Source organism: Streptomyces sp. ATLC9 (genome assembly GCF_057196705.1).
This window is the reverse complement of the sequence record NZ_JBXUOY010000002.1, coordinates 1-17719: the sequence shown is the minus strand read 5'-3', so window position 1 is coordinate 17719 and position 17719 is coordinate 1. Positions and strand designations below refer to the sequence as shown.

The window sequence follows — 17719 nt, the reverse complement described above, 5'->3', positions numbered from 1 at the left end:
CGCCGGACCGGCCCGCTGCCGGACCGGTGCCCCCGTACGGCCGTCAGGTACCAGGCCACCGGGTGACCGCAGGCATTACCGAGGGGGATGACATGGCCACCGTCGAACTGCGCTTCAGCGCGCTGCCCGAGCATGTGAGGACGGCACGTCTGGTGGCGGCCGCCGTGGCGCGCCGGGCCGGTGTCGACGACGCCGTACTGGACGAGGTACGGCTCGCGGTGGGCGAGGCATGCAGCAGAGCGGTCGGCCTTCACGTCGGTCACGGACTCGAAACACCCGTCCGGGTGGCGCTGACCGAGGACGAGAAGGCCTTCCGCATCGAGGTGGGCGACGACGCCCCCCAGGGGACGCAGGGCGCCGCCCGTCGCTCTCCCGGCGGCGGTGACGGCGCCGAGGGCGACGACGAGGTCGACATGGGGCTCGCGGTGATCAGCGGGCTGGTGGACGACTTCGAGGTGACCGCCGACGAGCGCGGCGGTCTGATCCGGATGAGCTGGCCGACCAGCCCCGAGTCGCTCGTCTGACCACCCTGCGGCCCGTCCGTCCGCGAGGCCGCTCGGCCTGCGGCTCTTTCGAGCCGGCCAAGGCGTCCCTTCCCGGGGCGCCTTACTCGTGTCCGGCCCCGTCGGACCCGCCGCGGCCCGCCTCCGTTCCGCCGCGGCCGACCTGCGCACACCCGCGTCCGCGCCCCGGCGGGGGCCCTTCCGGTATTCCGAGATCTTTTATTCCACGACGCCGGAGAGGAATGAATCGGCTGTTCAGGGGAATTCTTTTCGGTGCCCGCTATTCGATCTTTGCGGGTGCGGACCGGCAGGAAATACCGCACTCTGTTGTGAGCCGAAGCAGCTCCCTACAATCCGTCCACATCTTTGCAGCAGGACGCCTGAGCGTGCTTGCGCGCGCCCATGTGCCAAACGTCAAGGAGGACGAATGGCGGGGCACCACACCCCTCTCCAGAACCGGCTACAACTGGCCGATGCCGTGCTCACCAGCGGCAATCGCGGCCTGGTGCTGGTGATCGCGCTCGTCGCCGCGGCAGCCCTGGCGGTCGCCGTGGTGCTGGTACGTCAAGTGCTCGCCGCGGGCGAGGGCACCGACAGTATGAAGAAGATCGCATCCGCCGTACAGGAGGGCGCGAACGCCTACCTCGCGCGGCAGTTGCGGACTCTCGGCATATTCGCCGTCGCGGTCTTCTTCCTGTTGATGTTGCTCCCGGCCGACGGTATGGGACAGCGAATCGGACGCTCGATGTTCTTCCTGGTCGGCGCCGCTTTCTCGGCGGCCACCGGCTATATCGGTATGTGGCTGGCCGTACGCAGCAACGTACGGGTCGCGGCAGCCGCCAGGGAGGCGGCCCCCGGTGAGGGAGAACCCGCGAAGGACCTGACCGAGGTCTCCCACCGGGCGATGAAGATCGCTTTCCGTACGGGCGGGGTCGTCGGTATGTTCACCGTCGGCCTCGGTCTGCTCGGCGCCGCCGTCGTGGTGCTCGTCTACGCCGCCGACGCGCCCAAGGTGCTGGAGGGCTTCGGCCTGGGAGCCGCCCTGATCGCGATGTTCATGCGAGTGGGCGGCGGCATCTTCACCAAGGCCGCCGACGTGGGCGCGGATCTCGTCGGCAAGGTCGAGAAGGGCATCCCCGAGGACGACCCGCGCAACGCCGCCACCATCGCGGACAACGTCGGCGACAATGTCGGCGACTGCGCGGGCATGGCCGCCGACCTCTTCGAGTCCTACGCCGTCACCCTGGTGGCCGCACTCATCCTGGGCACGGTCGCCTTCGGCGATTCGGGGCTGGTCTTCCCCCTGCTCGTCCCGGCGATCGGCGTCCTCACCGCCATGATCGGCGTCTTCGCGGTCGCCCCGCGCCGCGCCGACCGCAGCGGCATGACCGCCATCAACCGCGGCTTCTTCGTCTCGGCGGTGATCTCCCTGGTCCTGGTGGCCGTCGCGGCCTTCGCCTACCTGCCGGGCAGCTTCGGCGAACTGGAGGGCGTCACCGACACCGCCATCGCCGGCCACGGTGGCGACCCACGCGTCTTCGCGCTGGTCTCGGTCGCCATCGGCATCGTGCTCGCCGCGCTCATCCAGCAGCTCACCGGCTACTTCACGGAGCCGAGCCGCAGGCCCGTGCGCGACATCGGCAAGACCTCGCTGACCGGTCCTGCCACCGTGGTTCTCTCCGGCGTCTCCATCGGGCTGGAGTCCGCGGTCTACACGGCGCTGCTGATCGCCCTCAGCGTCTACGGCGCCTTCCTGCTGGGCGGCGCCTCCATCATGCTGGCGCTGTTCGCCGTAGCCCTGGCGGGCACCGGTCTGCTCACCACCGTCGGCGTCATCGTCGCGATGGACACCTTCGGCCCGGTGTCCGACAACGCGCAGGGCATCGCCGAGATGTCCGGCGACGTCGAGGGCGCGGGCGCCCAGGTGCTCACCGACCTCGACGCGGTGGGCAACACCACCAAGGCCATCACCAAGGGCATCGCCATCGCCACCGCGGTGCTGGCAGCCGCGGCCCTCTTCGGCTCCTACCGCGACGCGATCGCCGGCGCCGTGTCGGACGCGGGCGCCAGGGCCGGGGAACTGGGCCTGAGCCTGGACATCTCGCAGCCGAACAACCTGGTCGGCCTGATCCTCGGGGCCTCCGTGGTCTTCCTCTTCTCCGGGCTGGCGATCAACGCCGTCTCCCGGTCGGCGGGATCGGTGGTATTCGAGGTGCGGCGCCAGTTCCGCGAGCGGCCCGGGATCATGGATTACAGCGAGGAGCCCGAGTACGGCCGGGTGGTGGACATCTGCACCAAGGACGCACTGCGCGAGCTGGCCACCCCCGGCCTGCTGGCCGTCATGGCGCCCATAGCGGTCGGCTTCACGCTCGGGGTCGGCGCACTCGGCTCCTTCCTCGCCGGCGCCATCGGCGCGGGCACGCTGATGGCGGTCTTCCTCGCCAACTCCGGTGGGGCCTGGGACAACGCCAAGAAGCTGGTCGAGGACGGCCACCACGGCGGCAAGGGCAGTGAGGCGCACGCCGCGACGGTCATCGGCGACACGGTCGGCGACCCGTTCAAGGACACCGCGGGCCCCGCGATCAACCCGCTGCTGAAGGTGATGAACCTGGTGGCGCTGCTGATCGCGCCCGCCGTGGTGCAGCTCGGCTACGGTGACGACGCCAGTGCCGGCATGCGGGCCGCCATCGCGGTCCTCGCACTCGGCGTCATCGTCGGTGCGGTCTACGTCTCCAGGCGGCGCGGTATCGCGGTCGGCGGCGAGGACGGCGAGGACGGCGAGGACGGTGGTAAGGACGGGGAGAACGGTGGGAAGGACGCCGGTGGTGCGGCCGGACGTACCTCCGGTGCGCCGGGCTCCTCCGGCTCCCCGGACACGCCGGGCCCCTCGGATCCCGGCGCTCCGGTGGCGGCGCCGTAGGGAGTCCGGCGCAAATGGGCGCCCAAGCCCTTAAGTATGATCTATTCACCCCACTGGTCCACGGTCGGCGAACCTTCTGCGTGTATGTTCCGGGCCGAACACCCACGAAGGGATCGATCCGGAGTGAACAAGAAGCTTGCTGCCGCGCTGTCCGGCACCGTGGTGCTCGTGCTCGCCCTGAGCGGGTGCGGCGACGAGATCGACGAGAAGGCCGAGCGCTGGGCCCAGGAGTACTGCGACTCGCTGCAGAAGCAGAACAAGACCATCGACGGAGCCAACCAGGCGCTCGCGCGGATCACGGAGGGGGACAAGGCCCCGGAAGAGGTCAAGAAGACCGATGTGGAGGCCTTCGGCGACCTCTCCACCGCCTACAAGGCCCTGTCCACCGCCGTGCGCGAGGCGGGCGTCCCGCCGCTGGAGGACGGCTCCCGGATCCAGAAGAACGCGATCAGCCGGCTCGAGGCGCTGTCGGCCACGTACGGGGACCTCCGTGAGCGGGCCGAGGCGCTGAACGAGGAGGACCAGTCGGAGTTCGCCGACGGACTGCAGGAGATCGCCGGGGAGATGGACAAGCTTCCCAAGGAGTTCGGCCAGGTGGAGAAGGCGCTGGGCGAGTTCCGGCAGGGCGACCTCCAGGAGGCGATAGCGGGTCAGAAGGGCTGCCGGAGGCCGTCGCCGGCACCGTCCGCCTCGGCGGCGTAGCGGAAGGCCGGGAGGACCGGGAAAGTCGGGAAACAGTCGGCAGACCGGGCCGCCCGGCGGGGCAGGCCGGGAGCGGCCCGGAAACAGGGGCGCGTGGGGGGTACGCATACGCCGGGGCGCTCCGCGTGACAATGGAGAGGTGAGTGACCGCCTCCCCACCCCCGGACCCGCCCTCCCCCGGCTGCGCGACGCCTTTCTCGACGCCGGCTTCACCCCCGACGGGCTGCTGGAACTCCTCGGCGCCCCCGCCTACGCGGCCCTCGCCCGCAACGAGACCGTCCCCGCGCTGCGCGCCACGCGCGGCGGCGGGCGGCTGGAGACGCTGGTGCGGCTGTTCCTGCTCCAGCGGCCGGTGCCCCGCGAACGCGCCCGCGCGGCGCTCCCCGCCGACGACGCCCTCGCCGACGGCTGGCTGCGCCGCCACACCGCCTCCGACGCCGAAGCGGGGGACACGGGCGGAAGCGGCGACGCCGTCTCCGCCACCGTGGACGTCCGCCCGTACGCCGGACCGGAGGGGCTGAACTGGTGGATCGTCTCCGACCTCGGCTGCGCGGTCGGCGGCGCGGGCGGTATCCGCACGGCCGAGGGCGCCGGTACGGGCACGGCCGCGGTTACGGCCGGCCGATCGCGGCTCGTCCTCGGCGTCGGCGGCGCCTCGACGACGCTGGCGGGCATCACCGTGCGCACCCCCGCGGCCCGCGTCCTGGACCTGGGCACCGGCTCCGGTGTCCAGGCCCTGCACGCCTCCCCGCACGCCGAATCCGTCACCGCCACCGATCTCAACCCCCGCGCCCTGCGTCTGACCCGGCTCACCCTCGCCCTCTCCGGCGCGCCCGAGGCCGATCTGCGCGAGGGCTCCCTCTTCGAGCCGGTCGAGGGCGAGGCGCCCTACGACCTGATCGTCTCCAACCCGCCCTTCGTCATCTCCCCCCGTGCCGCGGACGGCGCCCGCCTGACCTACCGCGACAGCGGCATGGGCGGCGACGACCTGTGCCGCACCCTCGTCGAGCGCTCCGCCACCCACCTCGCCGACGGCGGCTACTGCCAGCTGCTGGCCAACTGGCGGCACATCGAGGGCCGAGACTGGCGCGAGCGGCTGGCCTCCTGGGTGCCGGAGGGCTGCGACGCCTGGATCGTGCAGCGCGAGGTGCAGGACGCCGCCCAGTACGCCGAGCTGTGGCTGCGTGACGCCGGCGAGCACCTGGGCGACCCGGCCGCGTACGCCGCGCACTACGACGCCTGGCTGGAGGAGTTCGAGGCCGGCGGCACCACCGGTGTCGGCTTCGGCTGGATCACCCTGCGCAAGTCGGGTACGCGGCACCCGTCGGTCACCGCCGAGGAGTGGCCGCATCCGGTGGAGCAGCCGCTGGGCGGGGAGGTGCGCGCCCACTTCGAGCGCCGGGACTTCCTGCGCGCCGCGGACGACGCGGCTCTGCTCGCCACCCGCTTCGTGCTGGCCGACGAGGTCGCCCAGGAGCAGATTGGCAGGCCCGGCGCGGACGACCCGGAGTACGTGGTGCTCCGCCAGAACCGCGGTATGCGGCGTGCGACGAGGGTGGACACCGTCGGCGCGGGCTTCGCCGGCGTGTGCGACGGATCGCTTCCGGCCGGCCGCATCGTCGACGCCATCGCCCAGCTCCTCGGCGAGGACCCGGTGGGGTTGCGCGACCGTACCCCGGAATCCATCCGGCTCCTGGTCGAGCAGGGTTTCCTGCTGCCCGTGGGGGAGGAGTAGGCGGGACGGAAGCCGCGGGGACGGGCGGGCCGGACGTTTGGCCGGAGCTCGCCCGGCTGTCCGGACGGCGTTCACCCGGCGTTCGCCGCCGCGATCCCCGCGGGTGCCACCGTGCTCCGCATGGAAAGCGGACCCGCCGTCTTCGCCGGAGCGGCCTTCACCCTGTTCGGCGCCGGACTGCTGCTGTGGACCTCGGTGCGGGTACGGCTGCGCGAGCCGGTGGCCGAGGGGGCCGAGCAGGTCACCGCGGCCGTGCTCGGCTCGGTGTTCGGCGCGGCCTTCCTGGCCGCCGGGCTCTGGACGTTCACACATCTGTGAGCCCTCCGGCCCGGCGGCGGCCTCCGAGAGCACGCGCGGCCCGTGCCTCCTGAGGACAGGAGATACGGGCCGCCGGGGTGCGTGCGCCCTTGGGGCTTCCGGTCACCGGCCGCTCCTCAGCCGCGAAGGACGCGGCCCTGCTTGTCGGTGCGGTCGTTGCCGGTGAGGAAGAGGATCCCGTCGATCAGCGACCAGAAGCCCAGACCGCCGCAGGTCAGCAGCTGTGCGATCGCCATGCCGGTGTGGCCGGTGTAGAAACGGCCGATGCCCAGGCCACCCAGGAAGATCTGCAGCAGACCAGCGGTGATCTTGGACTTGTCGGAGTACGGCCGGCCGTTGGGCGCGGTGCCGGGGAGCGCCATGGGTGGCTCCTTCGTGCTTCGGACGGGGACAGCCGCGGCCGCTGATGTCATGTACCAGGCGTGCCGTGGCGGAATCCCAGACCTCCGGAGCCCGGCAAGGGTTGCGGCGCATCCGCGGTCGTGATCGAACAGTGATCCGACAGACCGTCACTTACCTGCGTAAACGTTCGGTGACCGGCTCTCGCCACACGACTTCGGCGGGAGAACCGACGGGAGAACCGGCGGGGGACGGGCGAGAGGGGCCAGGACGGAGGCGGCCGCCCGGACTCAGCCGACCAGGTTGCGCACCACCGCCCACACCACGGCCGTCCCCAGCACCACCGCCGTGCCGGTCCTCCCCAGCTTCGGCCGGTAGCGGCGCCCGCGCAGCCCCTCGACCAGCCAGCGCCCGCCGAGGTACGCGGCGGCCGGGACGCCGAGGGTCAGCAGCAGGGCGTTGTCCTGGAAAGCGGTGGCGACATCGCCGTGCATCAGGTCGTAGGTCATGCGGGTGCCGCCGCACGCCGGGCACAGCAGCCCGGTCACCGCGTTGAACGGGCAGCGCGGCAGCCACTGACCGGCCTGGTGCGGATCGGTCCCCCACAGGTAGGCCGCTCCGGCCAGACCGGCCGCGAGCGCGCCCAGCGGCGGCGCGGCGGGGTGGGCGCGGAGAGTGCCCACGGCCCGGGAGAGCACCCCGGAACCCCGGCTCCTTCCCGCCCCTTCGGTCTTCTCCGTCCCCGCTTCCGTCTCCGCTTCCGTCTCCGCTTCCGTCCCGCCTGTCGCAGTGGCCATCGTGCTCAGCTCCGCAGTACGCGGCCCTGCGCGTCCGTGGGGCTGTCCTGGGTGAGCAGCATGATCCCGTCGATCAGCGACCAGATGCCGCAGCCGCCGCAGGTGAACAGCTGGCCGAGGGCCAGACCGGTGTGGCCGGTGTAGAAGCGCCCGATGCCGAAGCCGCCGAGGAAGAGCGAGAGGACGCCGGCCACGACCTTGGACTTGTCGGAGTAGGGGCGGCCGTAGGGGTCGTAGCCGTACGGGGCGCTCGGATCGCCGGTGTAGCCGCCCGCGGCGGGCGGCGGGGGCTGCTGCGGGTAGCCGTACTCCGGCTGGCCGGGCTGCTGCGGGTAGCCGTACCCGGGCTGGCCGGGCTGGCCCGGCTGCTGCGGGTAGCCGTACGCGGGCTGGCCCGGCTGCTGGGCGTAGGGGTTGTTCTGCGGCTGCTGGGGCTGGCCGTACGGGTTCTGCTTGTTGGGGTCGGACATGGATTCCCCCGGTGTGTGGCTGGGACGTACAGACGGCCACATCTTGCCAGCCGGTGCGGGGCGCAGGAATGGCGGCCGCCGGGTTACCGTTCGAGTAACCGAGCGGTGAAGGCTCCGCCGGACGGCCCGGGGAGCCGGGTACCGGCCCGGCGCCGCGCTCCGGCGACCGCGGCGGCGGAGACCCGGACGGCGGATCCGGTGAACACCGGGAGATGGTTCTCTCATCGGGTTACCGTTCGAGTGGCGTTGTGGACTTTTCCCGTTTGACATGGGGGCGGGAGGTACCGTCACACTCCGCAGCGAGAGCAGCGCAGCCGCACGAAAGCGTGAAACACGCCGAGAGCAGACCGACCCGACGAAGCGGGACCACCGACCGGAGAAGAGCGAGAAGAAGTTGTCCCCGACCAGCAAGACCGCAGACGGCGGGCGCCGACTCGTGATCGTCGAGTCGCCGGCCAAGGCCAAGACGATCAAGGGCTATCTCGGTCCTGGCTACGTGGTCGAGGCCAGCGTCGGGCACATCCGCGACCTGCCGAACGGAGCGGCCGAGGTCCCCGCCAAGTACAAGGGCGAGTCCTGGGCCCGGCTCGGCGTCAACGTCGACCACGACTTCGAGCCGCTGTACGTCGTCAACAGCGACAAGAAGGACCAGGTCAAGAAGCTCAAGCAGCTCCTGGCGGAGTCCGACGAGCTTTTCCTGGCCACCGATGAGGACCGCGAGGGCGAGGCCATCGCCTGGCACCTCCAGGAGGTGCTCAGGCCCAAGGTCCCGGTGCGCCGGATGGTCTTCAACGAGATCACCAAGGACGCCATCCGGGCCGCCGTCTCCAACACCCGCGAGCTGAACCAGCGCCTGGTCGACGCCCAGGAGACCCGCCGCATCCTCGACCGGCTCTACGGCTACGAGGTCTCCCCGGTGCTGTGGAAGAAGGTCATGCCGCGCCTGTCGGCGGGCCGTGTGCAGTCCGTCGCCACCCGTCTGGTCGTCGAGCGCGAGCGCGAGCGCATCGCCTTCCGCTCCGCCGAGTACTGGGACCTGACCGGCACCTTCGCCACCGGCGGCGCCAACGTGGCCGGTGACGCGGCCGACCCGGCCTCCCTCACCGCCCGGCTGAGCACCGTGGACGGCCGCCGCGTCGCCCAGGGCCGCGACTTCGGCCCCGACGGCCGGCTCAAGGGCGGCTCCGGCGACCGGGCGAACGTCCTGCACCTGGACGAGACCGCCGCCCGCGCGCTGGCCGCCGCCCTGGAGGGAGCCGACTTCACCGTCCGCTCGGTGGAGTCCAAGCCGTACCGCCGCTCGCCGTACGCCCCCTTCCGCACGACCACCCTCCAGCAGGAGGCCAGCCGCAAGCTCGGCTTCGGCGCGAAGGTGACCATGCAGGTGGCGCAGAAGCTGTACGAGAACGGCTTCATCACCTACATGCGGACGGACTCCACCACCCTGTCCGGCACCGCCGTCGCGGCCGCCCGCGCCCAGGTCGCCCAGCTCTACGGCGCCGACTACCTGCCCGACCGCCCCCGCACCTACGCGAGCAAGGTCAAGAACGCGCAGGAGGCCCACGAGGCGATCCGCCCCTCCGGCGACCGCTTCCGCACCCCCGCCGAGACGGGTCTGACCGGCGACCAGTTCAGGCTGTACGAGCTGATCTGGAAGCGGACGGTCGCCTCCCAGATGAAGGACGCCACCGGTCAGTCCGTCACCGTCAAGGTCGGCGGCCGCGCTACGGACGGCCGGGACGCCGAGTTCAGTGCCTCCGGCAAGATCATCACCTTCCACGGCTTCCTCAAAGCCTATGTCGAGAGCGCCGACGACCCCGGCGCCGACCTCGACGACCGCGAGCGCCGCCTGCCGCGCGTCGACGAGGGCGACCGGCTGGCCGCCACCGCGATGTCGGTGGACGGCCACGCCACCAAGCCCCCGGCCCGCTACACCGAGGCCACCCTGGTCAAGGAGCTGGAGGAGCGCGAGATCGGGCGCCCCTCGACCTACGCGTCGATCATCAGCACCATCCTCGACCGCGGCTACGTCTTCAAGAAGGGCACCGCGCTCGTCCCCTCCTTCCTCTCCTTCGCCGTCGTCGGCCTGCTGGAGAAGCACTTCGGCCGCCTGGTCGACTACGACTTCACCGCGAAGATGGAGGACGACCTCGACCGCATCGCCGCCGGCGAGGCCGAGGCCGTGCCGTGGCTGCGCCGCTTCTACTTCGGCACCGACGAGCCGGGTGCCGAGGGCGCCGCCGCCGCGGCGGCCGGGAACGGCGACGGCGACCACCTCGGCGGACTGAAGGAGCTGGTCTCCGACCTCGGCGCGATCGACGCCCGGGGCGTCTCCTCCTTCCCCGTCGGGGAGGGGATCGTGCTGCGGGTGGGCCGCTACGGCCCCTATGTCGAGGAGTCCCCGGCCGCCGAGGGCGAGACCGGCCGCCGCGCCGACGTACCCGCCGACCTGCCGCCGGACGAGCTGACGGCGGAGTACGCCCGGGAGCTGCTGGCCAAACCCAGCGGCGAGTTCGAGCTGGGCACCGACCCGGATACGGGCCGCCCCGTCGTGGCCAGGGACGGCCGCTACGGGCCGTACGTCACCGAGGTGCTGCCCGAGGGCACGCCCAGGACGGGCAAGAACGCCGTCAAGCCGCGCACGGCCTCGCTGCTGAAGTCGATGTCCCTGGACACCGTCACCCTCGACGACGCGCTGAAACTGCTCTCCCTGCCGCGCGTGGTCGGCGCCGACCCCGAGAGCGGCCAGGAGATCACCGCGCAGAACGGCCGCTACGGCCCGTACCTGAAGAAGGGCACCGACTCCCGCTCGCTCCAGAGCGAGGAGCAGATCTTCACCGTCACCCTGGACGAGGCGCTGGCGATCTACGCCCAGCCCAAGCAGCGCGGCCGGGCCGCGGCCAAGCCGCCGCTGAAGGAGCTGGGCACCGACCCGGCCAGCGAGCGCCCCGTGGTGGTCAAGGACGGCCGCTTCGGCCCGTACGTCACCGACGGCGAGACCAACGCCACACTGCGCCGTGACGACGACGTGGAGACGATCACGCCGGAGCGCGCGTACGAGCTGCTGGCGGAGAAGCGGGCCAAGGGGCCGGCGAAGAAGACCGCCAAGAAGACCGCGACCAGGAAGACCGCGGCGAAGAAGACCGCCAAGAAGACCGCGACCAGGAAGACCGCGGCGAAGAAGACCGCCAGGAAGACCGCGGCGAAGGGGACCGCCGGAGGCGGGACGGCGGCCGACGCGGAGTAGGCGCACAAGGGCAGGCATACGGACGGCACGTGCGGGAACCTTCCGCACGTGTCCGTCCGCAACAGCTTCCCCGGCCGCTCCTCCGGCCGCATCGCCGCCCCCGCATCCCCGACCGATAGGCTGGCCGGATGACGCGTGCAGAGCAGCCACCGGTCGTGTCCCCCACCTCCGACGCCCTGGCCGCGGACTCCCGCGAGCGCGCCGTACGGGCCCTGCTGAGGCATGCCCCCCTGCGCCGGCTGTGGGGCGCACAGCTCGCCGGCGGGATCGGTGACGCCCTCGCCCTGCTGGTCCTGGTGCTGCTGGCCCTCCAGGCGGCCATCACCGTACCGGCGATGGGCGGCGCTCCGGTCCTGGGCGGCGGCTACCGCGGCGTGGCGCTCGCCGTCACCGCCGTCCTCGCCGTCCGGCTGCTGGCCTCCCTGCTCTTCGGCGCCGTGCTGCTGGGCCCGCTCTCCTCCCTCACCGCCGACTCCGGCGGTGTGCTCGACCGCCGCTGGACCATGATCGGGGCGGACGGCGTACGGCTGGCGCTGATGATCGTCGCGCCGCTGTGGATCGACTGGACCCCCGACCAGGCGTTCGCGTTCGTGCTGGTCACCGTCTTCCTCACCGGGGTCGCCGAACGCGTCCGGAACGTGGCCAAGGACAGCGCCGCCCCCACGCTGCTGCCCGCGCCGCCCCCCGAGGGTGCGGCGGTGCGCCCCCTGCCGGACCACCACGACGCGCTGCGCCGCCTGTGGCTGCGCACGGACTTCCTGTCCATCCCGGCCGCCGCCGCGGGGCTGGTCGCGATCACCCTGGTCGGCAACCTGCTGGGCGCGGGCATCGAGTGGTTCACCACCCACCAGGCGGCACTGGCGTCGTACGCCGCCGCCGGCCTGTTCGCCGCGTCGATCGCCCTGCTGTACTTCCTCCACCTGCCCGGCGGCGACACCCCGCGCCCCCGCTCCCCGCTGGAGGGCCTGCGCCGCCCCCGCACCGGCAGGCCGGAACAGGGCGCGGACGGCAAACCCGTCCGCGGGTCCGTGGACAGGGGCCGCACCGGCGCCGCGCCGCTGCTCGTCCTGACCGGCGCCTGTGTGGCCGCCGCCGTCGCCGCGGCCGCCGCCCTCGCGGCGCTGCACGCCATGGACCTGGGCGGCGGCCCGGTCCTGTTCGGGCTGTTCGTCCTGGCGCTGACCGGCGGCACCGCCGCGGGCGCCCGCCGGGCCCCGCGCGTACTGCCCGCGCTGTCCCGCAGGCGGCTGCTCGCCCTCTCCGTCGCACTGGCCGGCCTGGCCCTGCTCGCGGCCGGGCTGACCCCCGACACCACAGCCGTGCTGCTGCTGCTCCTGCTCGCCGGTCTGTCCGCCGGAGTCGCCGCGAACACCGGGCACACCCTCCTGGACGGGGAGACCGAGGAGTCCCGCCACGCCCGGATGACCGACCACCTGCACGCGTCCGTGCACGTCGGCGTCGTGCTCGCGGCCGTCACCGCACCCGTGTCGGCGGGCCTCATCGGACCGCACCGGGTCGACAGCGGCGACTTCGTCTTCGCCCACGGCGGCGCGGCCTTCACGCTGATGCTGGTCGGCGCGCTGCTGCTGCCGGTGGCGGCCCTCCTCCTGGTCCGCCTCGACGACCGGCAGGGCGTGCCGCTGCGGCGCGATCTGCGCGAGGCGTTCGGCGGCGGCGCCGAGCCGGCCCAGGCCCCCTCGTCCACCGGCTTCTTCATCGCCCTGGAGGGCGGCGACGGCGCGGGCAAGTCCACGCAGGTGGAGGCGCTGGCCGAGTGGATCCGCTCCAAGGGCCACGAGGTCGTCGTCACCCGCGAGCCGGGCGCGACCCCGATCGGCAAGCGGCTGCGCTCGATCCTGCTGGACGTCTCCTCCGCCGGTCTGTCGCACCGCGCCGAGGCCCTGCTCTACGCCGCCGACCGGGCCGAGCACGTGGACTCGGTGGTCCGTCCCGCCCTGGAGCGCGGCGCGGTCGTCATCACCGACCGCTACATCGACTCCTCCGTCGCCTACCAGGGCGCCGGGCGCGATCTGTCGCCGACGGAGGTGGCCCGGATCTCCCGGTGGGCCACCGACGGGCTCGTACCCCATCTGACCGTGCTGCTGGACATCTCCCCGGAGACCGCCCGCGAGCGGTTCACCGAGGCGCCCGACCGGCTGGAGTCGGAGTCCGCCGAGTTCCACCGGCGGGTCCGTTCCGGCTTCCTCGCCCTGGCCGCCGCCGACCCCACCCGCTACCTGGTGGTGGACGCGGGCCTGGAGCCCGAGGCCGTCACCACGGTGGTGCGGCACCGGCTCGACCAGGTGCTGCCGCTGTCCGAGGCCGAGATCGCCGCCCGTGAGCAGGCGCGTCGCAGGGCCGAGGAGGAGGCCCGCAGGCGTGCGGAGGAGGAGGCCGCGCGCAAGGCCGAGGAGGAGCGCCTGGAGCGCGAGCGCCAGGAGCGTCTGGAGCGGCTGCGCGCCGAGGAGGAGGAGCGCAGGAAGCGCGAGGAGGAGGAAGCCCGGCGCCGCGAGGAGCTGCGCAGGGCCGAGGAGGCCCGGCAGCGTGCCGAGGAGGCCCGCCGCCAGGCGGAGGAGGAGCGCGCCCGCCGCGAGGCCGAGGAGCGTGCCCGCCGCCGGGAGGGGGAACGCAGGCGCCGTCTGGCCGAGGAGGAGGCCCGGTTGCGGGCCGAGGCCGAGGAGCGCCGGCTGGAGAGGCAGCGCAAGGCCGAGGAGGCCCTCCTCCGCGCCGAGCAGGCACGCGGGGCCGCGGAGGCGGAGGAAGCGGCCCGCCGGGAGCGGGAGTCCCGGGAGTCCCCGGAGGCGGTGCGCAGGCACTCACCGCGCAAGGACGAGGCGCCGGACACCGGTGCCGGCACCGGAGACGGCGGGAGCGAGGCCGACGAGACCGCCGTCCTGCCGCGGGTCCCGCCGGACGCGGAGGAGACGGTCGTCCTGCCGCAGCAGGCACCCCCGGCTCCTCCGGTCCCCCGGACGCCCCCGGCGGACACGCCCGCGGCCCCCGCGGACGAGACCGCTCCGCTGCCGCGGGTGAGGCCCGGGGAGCGGGCGCCGTCGTGGTCGCTGCGCAAGGACGAGCCCGGGACCGAGCCCCCGGCCGCCCCGCCCGCGGCCGGGGAGGAGCGCACCCGGGAGCTGCCGCAGGTCGACGAGGCGGGCCGCCCCCGCCGCCGCCGCCCCGAATGGGCGGAGGAGACGCCGATGGACGACCTGCCCACCCTCGCCGACGAACTCCTCGGCCCCCACCAGGAGCTCACCGAGGACGAGGAGGACGGCCGGCGGCGCGGACGCCGGGACTGACGGCCGCGGGCCGCCGCGGACCGGCCGTCCGCGGCTGTCACAGCCGTGCGGAACAATGGCCGGGATGCCGTCCGGTGCCGGACGGACCGGAGCAGCGCGCGGAGGGAGGGCGACGGACACATGGCCGTATGGGACGACCTGGTCGGGCAGGACCGGATCGTGGAGCAGCTCACCGCGGCGGCGCGCGACGCCGACGCGTACGTCACGGCGGCCGCCGGCGGAGAGGGAGGCCGGACAGCGCCGTCGAAGGCTCCGACACCACCGGAGACGTCCGGGCTCTCCGGCTCGGCGATGACCCACGCCTGGCTGTTCACCGGCCCCCCGGGCTGCGGTCTGGCGACCGCCGCCCGCGCCTTCGCCGCCGCCCTGCAGTGCGTCGGTCCCGACCGGGCCCTGGGCGGCGCACCCGGCTGCGGCTTCTGCGACGGCTGCCACACGGCGCTGATCGGCACGCACGCCGACGTCGAGGTGGTCCGCGCGTCCGGGCTCAGCACCGGCGTCGGCGACACCCGCGACCTGGTGCGCCGCGCCCAGCTCTCCCCGTCCGGGGGCCGCTGGCAGGTGGTCGTCCACGAGACCGCCGACCGGCTCACCGAGCAGGCCGCCAACGCGCTCCTCAAGGCCGTGGAGGAGCCCGCCCCCCGCACGGTGTGGCTGCTGTGCGCGCCCTCGGCCGACGACGTCCTGCCCACCATCCGCTCCCGCTGCCGCCATCTGGTGCTGCGCACGCCTCCGGTCGACGCCGTCGCCGACATGCTGATCCGGCGCGACGGCATCGAACCGGAGACGGCGGTGGCCGCCGCCCGCGCCACCCAGGGGCACGTCGAGAGGGCCCGGCGCCTGGCCACCGACGCGCGGGCCCGTACGCGCCGCGCCGCCGTCCTCGCCCTGCCCACCCGGATGGACGACATCGGCGACGCGCTCCGGGCCGCCCAGCAACTGGTCGACGCGGCCGGCGAGGACGCCAAGGAGGCCGTCGAGGAGGTGGACGCCAGGGAGACCGAGGAGATGCGAGCGGCTCTCGGCGCCTCCGAGGGCGGCCGGCTGCCGCGCGGCACGGCGGGAGTGATGAAGGACCTGGAGAAGCGGCAGAAGAGCCGCGCCACCCGCGCCCAGCGCGACTCCCTCGACCTCGCCCTGCTCGACCTCACCGCCTTCTACCGCGACGTGCTGGTCCGCCAGCTCGGTTCACAGGCGGCGATCGCGGGCGAGGACGTCCGGGACGCGGTGGAACGGATCGCCGCCTCCACCCGTCCGGAGCAGACGCTGCGACGCATGGAGGCGGTACTGGAGTGCCGCCGCGCCATCGAGCGCAATGTGGCCCCCCTGCTGGCCGTTGAGGCGATGGCGGTGGCGCTCCGCGCGGGCTGACCCCCGCCTTCGCGGCCGTGGACTCCGGCGGCGGCTCACCGTCTGACGGCCCCGGCCCGTATACGCTCCGACGTCATGGACACCAGGCGTCTGCTCCGTACCGGTGGCGTCGCGTTCGCGACGGCCGCGCTGTTGCTGTCGGGCTGCTCCGGTCCGGACGATCCGGAGCCCGAGCGAGGCGCCGAGCCCTCCCGTTCGTCGTCACGTCCCTCGGACGACCGCGCGGTGAACACGGCCGAGCCGCTCCAGCCGCTGCCCGAGCCGATCCCGGCGAACCTGGAGCCGTACTACGAGCAGAAGCTGAGCTGGAAGAAGTGCGGAGTCTCCGGCTTCCAGTGCGCCGAACTCAAGGTGCCCCTGGACTATGCCGCGCCCGACGCGGAGAAGGACCTGAAGCTCGCCGTCACCCGCAAGAAGGCCTCCGGCCCGGGCGGGCGGCTGGGCGCCCTGCACGTCAACCCGGGCGGCCCGGGCGGCTCCGCCGTCGACTACGTCCAGCTCGCGGCGGGCGTCGGCTACCCGGCCCCGGTGCGCGCCCGGTACGACATCGTCGGCATGGACCCGCGCGGTGTGGCCCGCAGCGAACCCGTCGAGTGCCTGACCGACGAGGAGATGGACGACTACGTCCGCACCGACGTCACCCCCGACGACGAAGGCGAGATCGACAAGCTGGCGGCGGCCTTCGAGAAGTTCGCCGAGGGCTGCGAGAAGCGGGAGGGCGACCTGCTCGGCCACGTCTCGACCGTCGAGGCGGCCCGTGACATGGACGTCCTGCGCCAGGTGCTCGGCGACGACAGGCTGACCTACGTCGGTGCCTCCTACGGCACCTACCTCGGCGCCACCTACGCCGGGCTCTTCCCGTACCGCGTCGGCCGGCTCGTCCTGGACGGCGCCATGGATCCCTCCCTCACCTCCGAGCAGCTCAACCTCGACCAGACCGCGGGCTTCGACACGGCCTTCACCGCCTTCGCCGAGGACTGCGTCAAGCTCGACGACTGCCCCCTCGGCAACGGGAGCGCCAGGGAGGCGGGCGAGCGCCTGAGCGCCTTCTTCGAGAAGACGGACGACAGGCCGGTCGCCACGGGCGAGTCGCGGAAACTGACCGAGTCGCTGGCCACGATCGGCGTGCTGAGCGCCATGTACACCGAGTACTACTGGCCGAAGCTGCGCTCGGCGCTCACCGCCGCGCAGAAGGGCGACGGCGCGGAGCTGCTGTCGATGGCCGACGACTACTACGAGCGCGGCGCCGACGGCGGCTACGGCAACATCATGTACGCCAACGCCGCCGTGAACTGCCTGGACCTGCCCGCACCCTTCACCGGCCCGGCCGCGGCGGAGAAGGCCGTCCCCGACTTCCGCGAGGCGTCTCCCGTCTTCGGCCGGAACTTCGCCTGGACGGCCCTGAACTGCGCGTACTGGCAGCACCCGCCCACCGGCGAGCCCCGCCGCATCGAGGCCGAGGGTGCCGCCCCGATCCTGGTCGTCGGCACCGCCCGCGACCCGGCGACCCCGTACAAGTGGTCCCGGGGCCTGGCCGGGCAGCTCTCCTCGGCGACCCTGCTGACCTACGAGGGCGACGGCCACACGGCGTACGTGCGCGGCAGCGACTGCGTCGACTCGGCGGTCAACGCCTACCTGCTGCAGGGGAAGGTCCCCGCCGACGGCAAGAAGTGCTCCTGACCCCCTGACTCCCCGATCCGCGCCCCGCACCGGATCCGGTGCGGGGCACCCCCGGGCACTGTGTAGACTTGGGCGCGCTGTGGTTCGCCGCACGCATCGCCGCCTTAGCTCAGTCGGCCAGAGCGACGCACTCGTAATGCGTAGGTCAAGGGTTCGATTCCCTTAGGCGGCTCCGAGGAACCCCAGGTCAGATAGTCTCTGACCTGGGGTTTTCTGTTGCTCGGGGGCAGGGCTTCGGCGTAGTCGAGTGACGTCCGGTTTGTGATCAACCGAGGCCGAGGAGCGCGAGGGGTCGCCGAGGGTCGCGGGCGTTGTGGCGGAGACCGGCGGCGATGTTC

Annotated in this window: 12 protein-coding genes and 1 tRNA gene; 10 read left to right on the top strand and 3 right to left on the bottom strand. The window is 73.2% G+C overall.

Features of this window, described 5'->3' with window-relative positions; translation table 11 throughout:
- The first annotated feature begins 92 nt into the window (after positions 1-92).
- The 5 genes from AC2CJA_RS00395 to AC2CJA_RS00375 all read left to right on the top strand — a co-directional run bounded on the left by AC2CJA_RS00395 (position 93) and on the right by AC2CJA_RS00375 (position 6178).
- The gene (locus AC2CJA_RS00395; protein WP_484600598.1) at positions 93-524 is read left to right on the top strand and encodes an ATP-binding protein; all 432 of its coding nucleotides are present in this window, start codon (positions 93-95) and stop codon (positions 522-524) included.
- Positions 525-930: 406 nt separating this feature from the next.
- Entirely contained in the window at positions 931-3423 is a 2493-nt protein-coding gene (locus AC2CJA_RS00390; protein WP_484600597.1) for a sodium-translocating pyrophosphatase, read from the top strand.
- Between the two features lie 123 nt (positions 3424-3546).
- On the top strand, positions 3547-4125 hold the full coding sequence (locus AC2CJA_RS00385; RefSeq protein WP_484600596.1) for a small secreted protein: 579 nt from the start codon (positions 3547-3549) through the stop codon (positions 4123-4125).
- A gap of 139 nt (positions 4126-4264) precedes the next feature.
- Positions 4265-5860, top strand: coding sequence for a DUF7059 domain-containing protein (locus AC2CJA_RS00380; protein ID WP_484600595.1), 1596 nt, complete (start codon positions 4265-4267; stop codon positions 5858-5860).
- Between the two features lie 120 nt (positions 5861-5980).
- Positions 5981-6178, top strand: a complete 198-nt coding sequence (locus AC2CJA_RS00375; RefSeq protein WP_484600594.1) for a hypothetical protein — start codon at positions 5981-5983, stop codon at positions 6176-6178.
- A gap of 116 nt (positions 6179-6294) precedes the next feature.
- On the opposite strand, the gene AC2CJA_RS00370 is transcribed toward AC2CJA_RS00375, so the two are convergent.
- The 3 genes from AC2CJA_RS00370 to AC2CJA_RS00360 form a co-directional block, all read right to left on the bottom strand.
- Entirely contained in the window at positions 6295-6540 is a 246-nt protein-coding gene (locus AC2CJA_RS00370) for a TM2 domain-containing protein (RefSeq protein WP_484600593.1), read from the bottom strand.
- A gap of 267 nt (positions 6541-6807) precedes the next feature.
- A complete protein-coding gene (locus AC2CJA_RS00365) occupies positions 6808-7314 on the bottom strand; it encodes a DUF2752 domain-containing protein (RefSeq protein ID WP_484600592.1) in 507 nt (168 codons plus the stop codon).
- Between the two features lie 5 nt (positions 7315-7319).
- Positions 7320-7784 (bottom strand): TM2 domain-containing protein, encoded by a 465-nt coding sequence (locus AC2CJA_RS00360; RefSeq protein ID WP_484600591.1) that lies wholly within the window; start codon positions 7782-7784, stop codon positions 7320-7322.
- A 394-nt stretch (positions 7785-8178) separates the two neighbouring features.
- Here AC2CJA_RS00360 and topA point away from each other — a divergent pair, with 394 nt between their 5' ends.
- From topA to AC2CJA_RS00335, 5 genes are all read left to right on the top strand, one after another.
- Positions 8179-11031, top strand: coding sequence for a type I DNA topoisomerase (gene topA, locus AC2CJA_RS00355; RefSeq protein ID WP_484600590.1), 2853 nt, complete (start codon positions 8179-8181; stop codon positions 11029-11031).
- A 128-nt stretch (positions 11032-11159) separates the two neighbouring features.
- Positions 11160-14330: a dTMP kinase gene (tmk, locus tag AC2CJA_RS00350; RefSeq protein ID WP_484600589.1), complete on the top strand. Its 3171-nt coding sequence runs from the start codon at positions 11160-11162 to the stop codon at positions 14328-14330.
- 120 nt (positions 14331-14450) lie between these two features.
- A complete protein-coding gene (locus tag AC2CJA_RS00345) occupies positions 14451-15701 on the top strand; it encodes a DNA polymerase III subunit delta' (protein WP_484600588.1) in 1251 nt (416 codons plus the stop codon).
- Between the two features lie 75 nt (positions 15702-15776).
- Positions 15777-17381, top strand: a complete 1605-nt coding sequence (locus tag AC2CJA_RS00340; protein ID WP_484600587.1) for an alpha/beta hydrolase — start codon at positions 15777-15779, stop codon at positions 17379-17381.
- Between the two features lie 98 nt (positions 17382-17479).
- Positions 17480-17553, top strand: a tRNA-Thr gene (locus tag AC2CJA_RS00335).
- The last annotated feature ends 166 nt before the right edge of the window (positions 17554-17719 follow it).

Excerpts from the sequence above, each read along its gene's own strand:
- AC2CJA_RS00370 (WP_484600593.1), bottom strand. The coding sequence starts at position 6,540 with ATGGCGCTCCCCGGCACCGCGCCCAACGGCCGGCCGTACTCCGACAAG.
- AC2CJA_RS00395 (WP_484600598.1), top strand. The coding sequence starts at position 93 with ATGGCCACCGTCGAACTGCGCTTCAGCGCGCTGCCCGAGCATGTGAGG.
- AC2CJA_RS00340 (WP_484600587.1), top strand. The coding sequence starts at position 15,777 with ATGGACACCAGGCGTCTGCTCCGTACCGGTGGCGTCGCGTTCGCGACG.
- AC2CJA_RS00365 (WP_484600592.1), bottom strand. The coding sequence starts at position 7,314 with ATGGCCACTGCGACAGGCGGGACGGAAGCGGAGACGGAAGCGGAGACG.
- AC2CJA_RS00375 (WP_484600594.1), top strand. The coding sequence starts at position 5,981 with ATGGAAAGCGGACCCGCCGTCTTCGCCGGAGCGGCCTTCACCCTGTTC.
- tmk (WP_484600589.1), top strand. The coding sequence starts at position 11,160 with ATGACGCGTGCAGAGCAGCCACCGGTCGTGTCCCCCACCTCCGACGCC.
- AC2CJA_RS00390 (WP_484600597.1), top strand. The coding sequence starts at position 931 with ATGGCGGGGCACCACACCCCTCTCCAGAACCGGCTACAACTGGCCGAT.
- AC2CJA_RS00345 (WP_484600588.1), top strand. The coding sequence starts at position 14,451 with ATGGCCGTATGGGACGACCTGGTCGGGCAGGACCGGATCGTGGAGCAG.
- AC2CJA_RS00360 (WP_484600591.1), bottom strand. The coding sequence starts at position 7,784 with ATGTCCGACCCCAACAAGCAGAACCCGTACGGCCAGCCCCAGCAGCCG.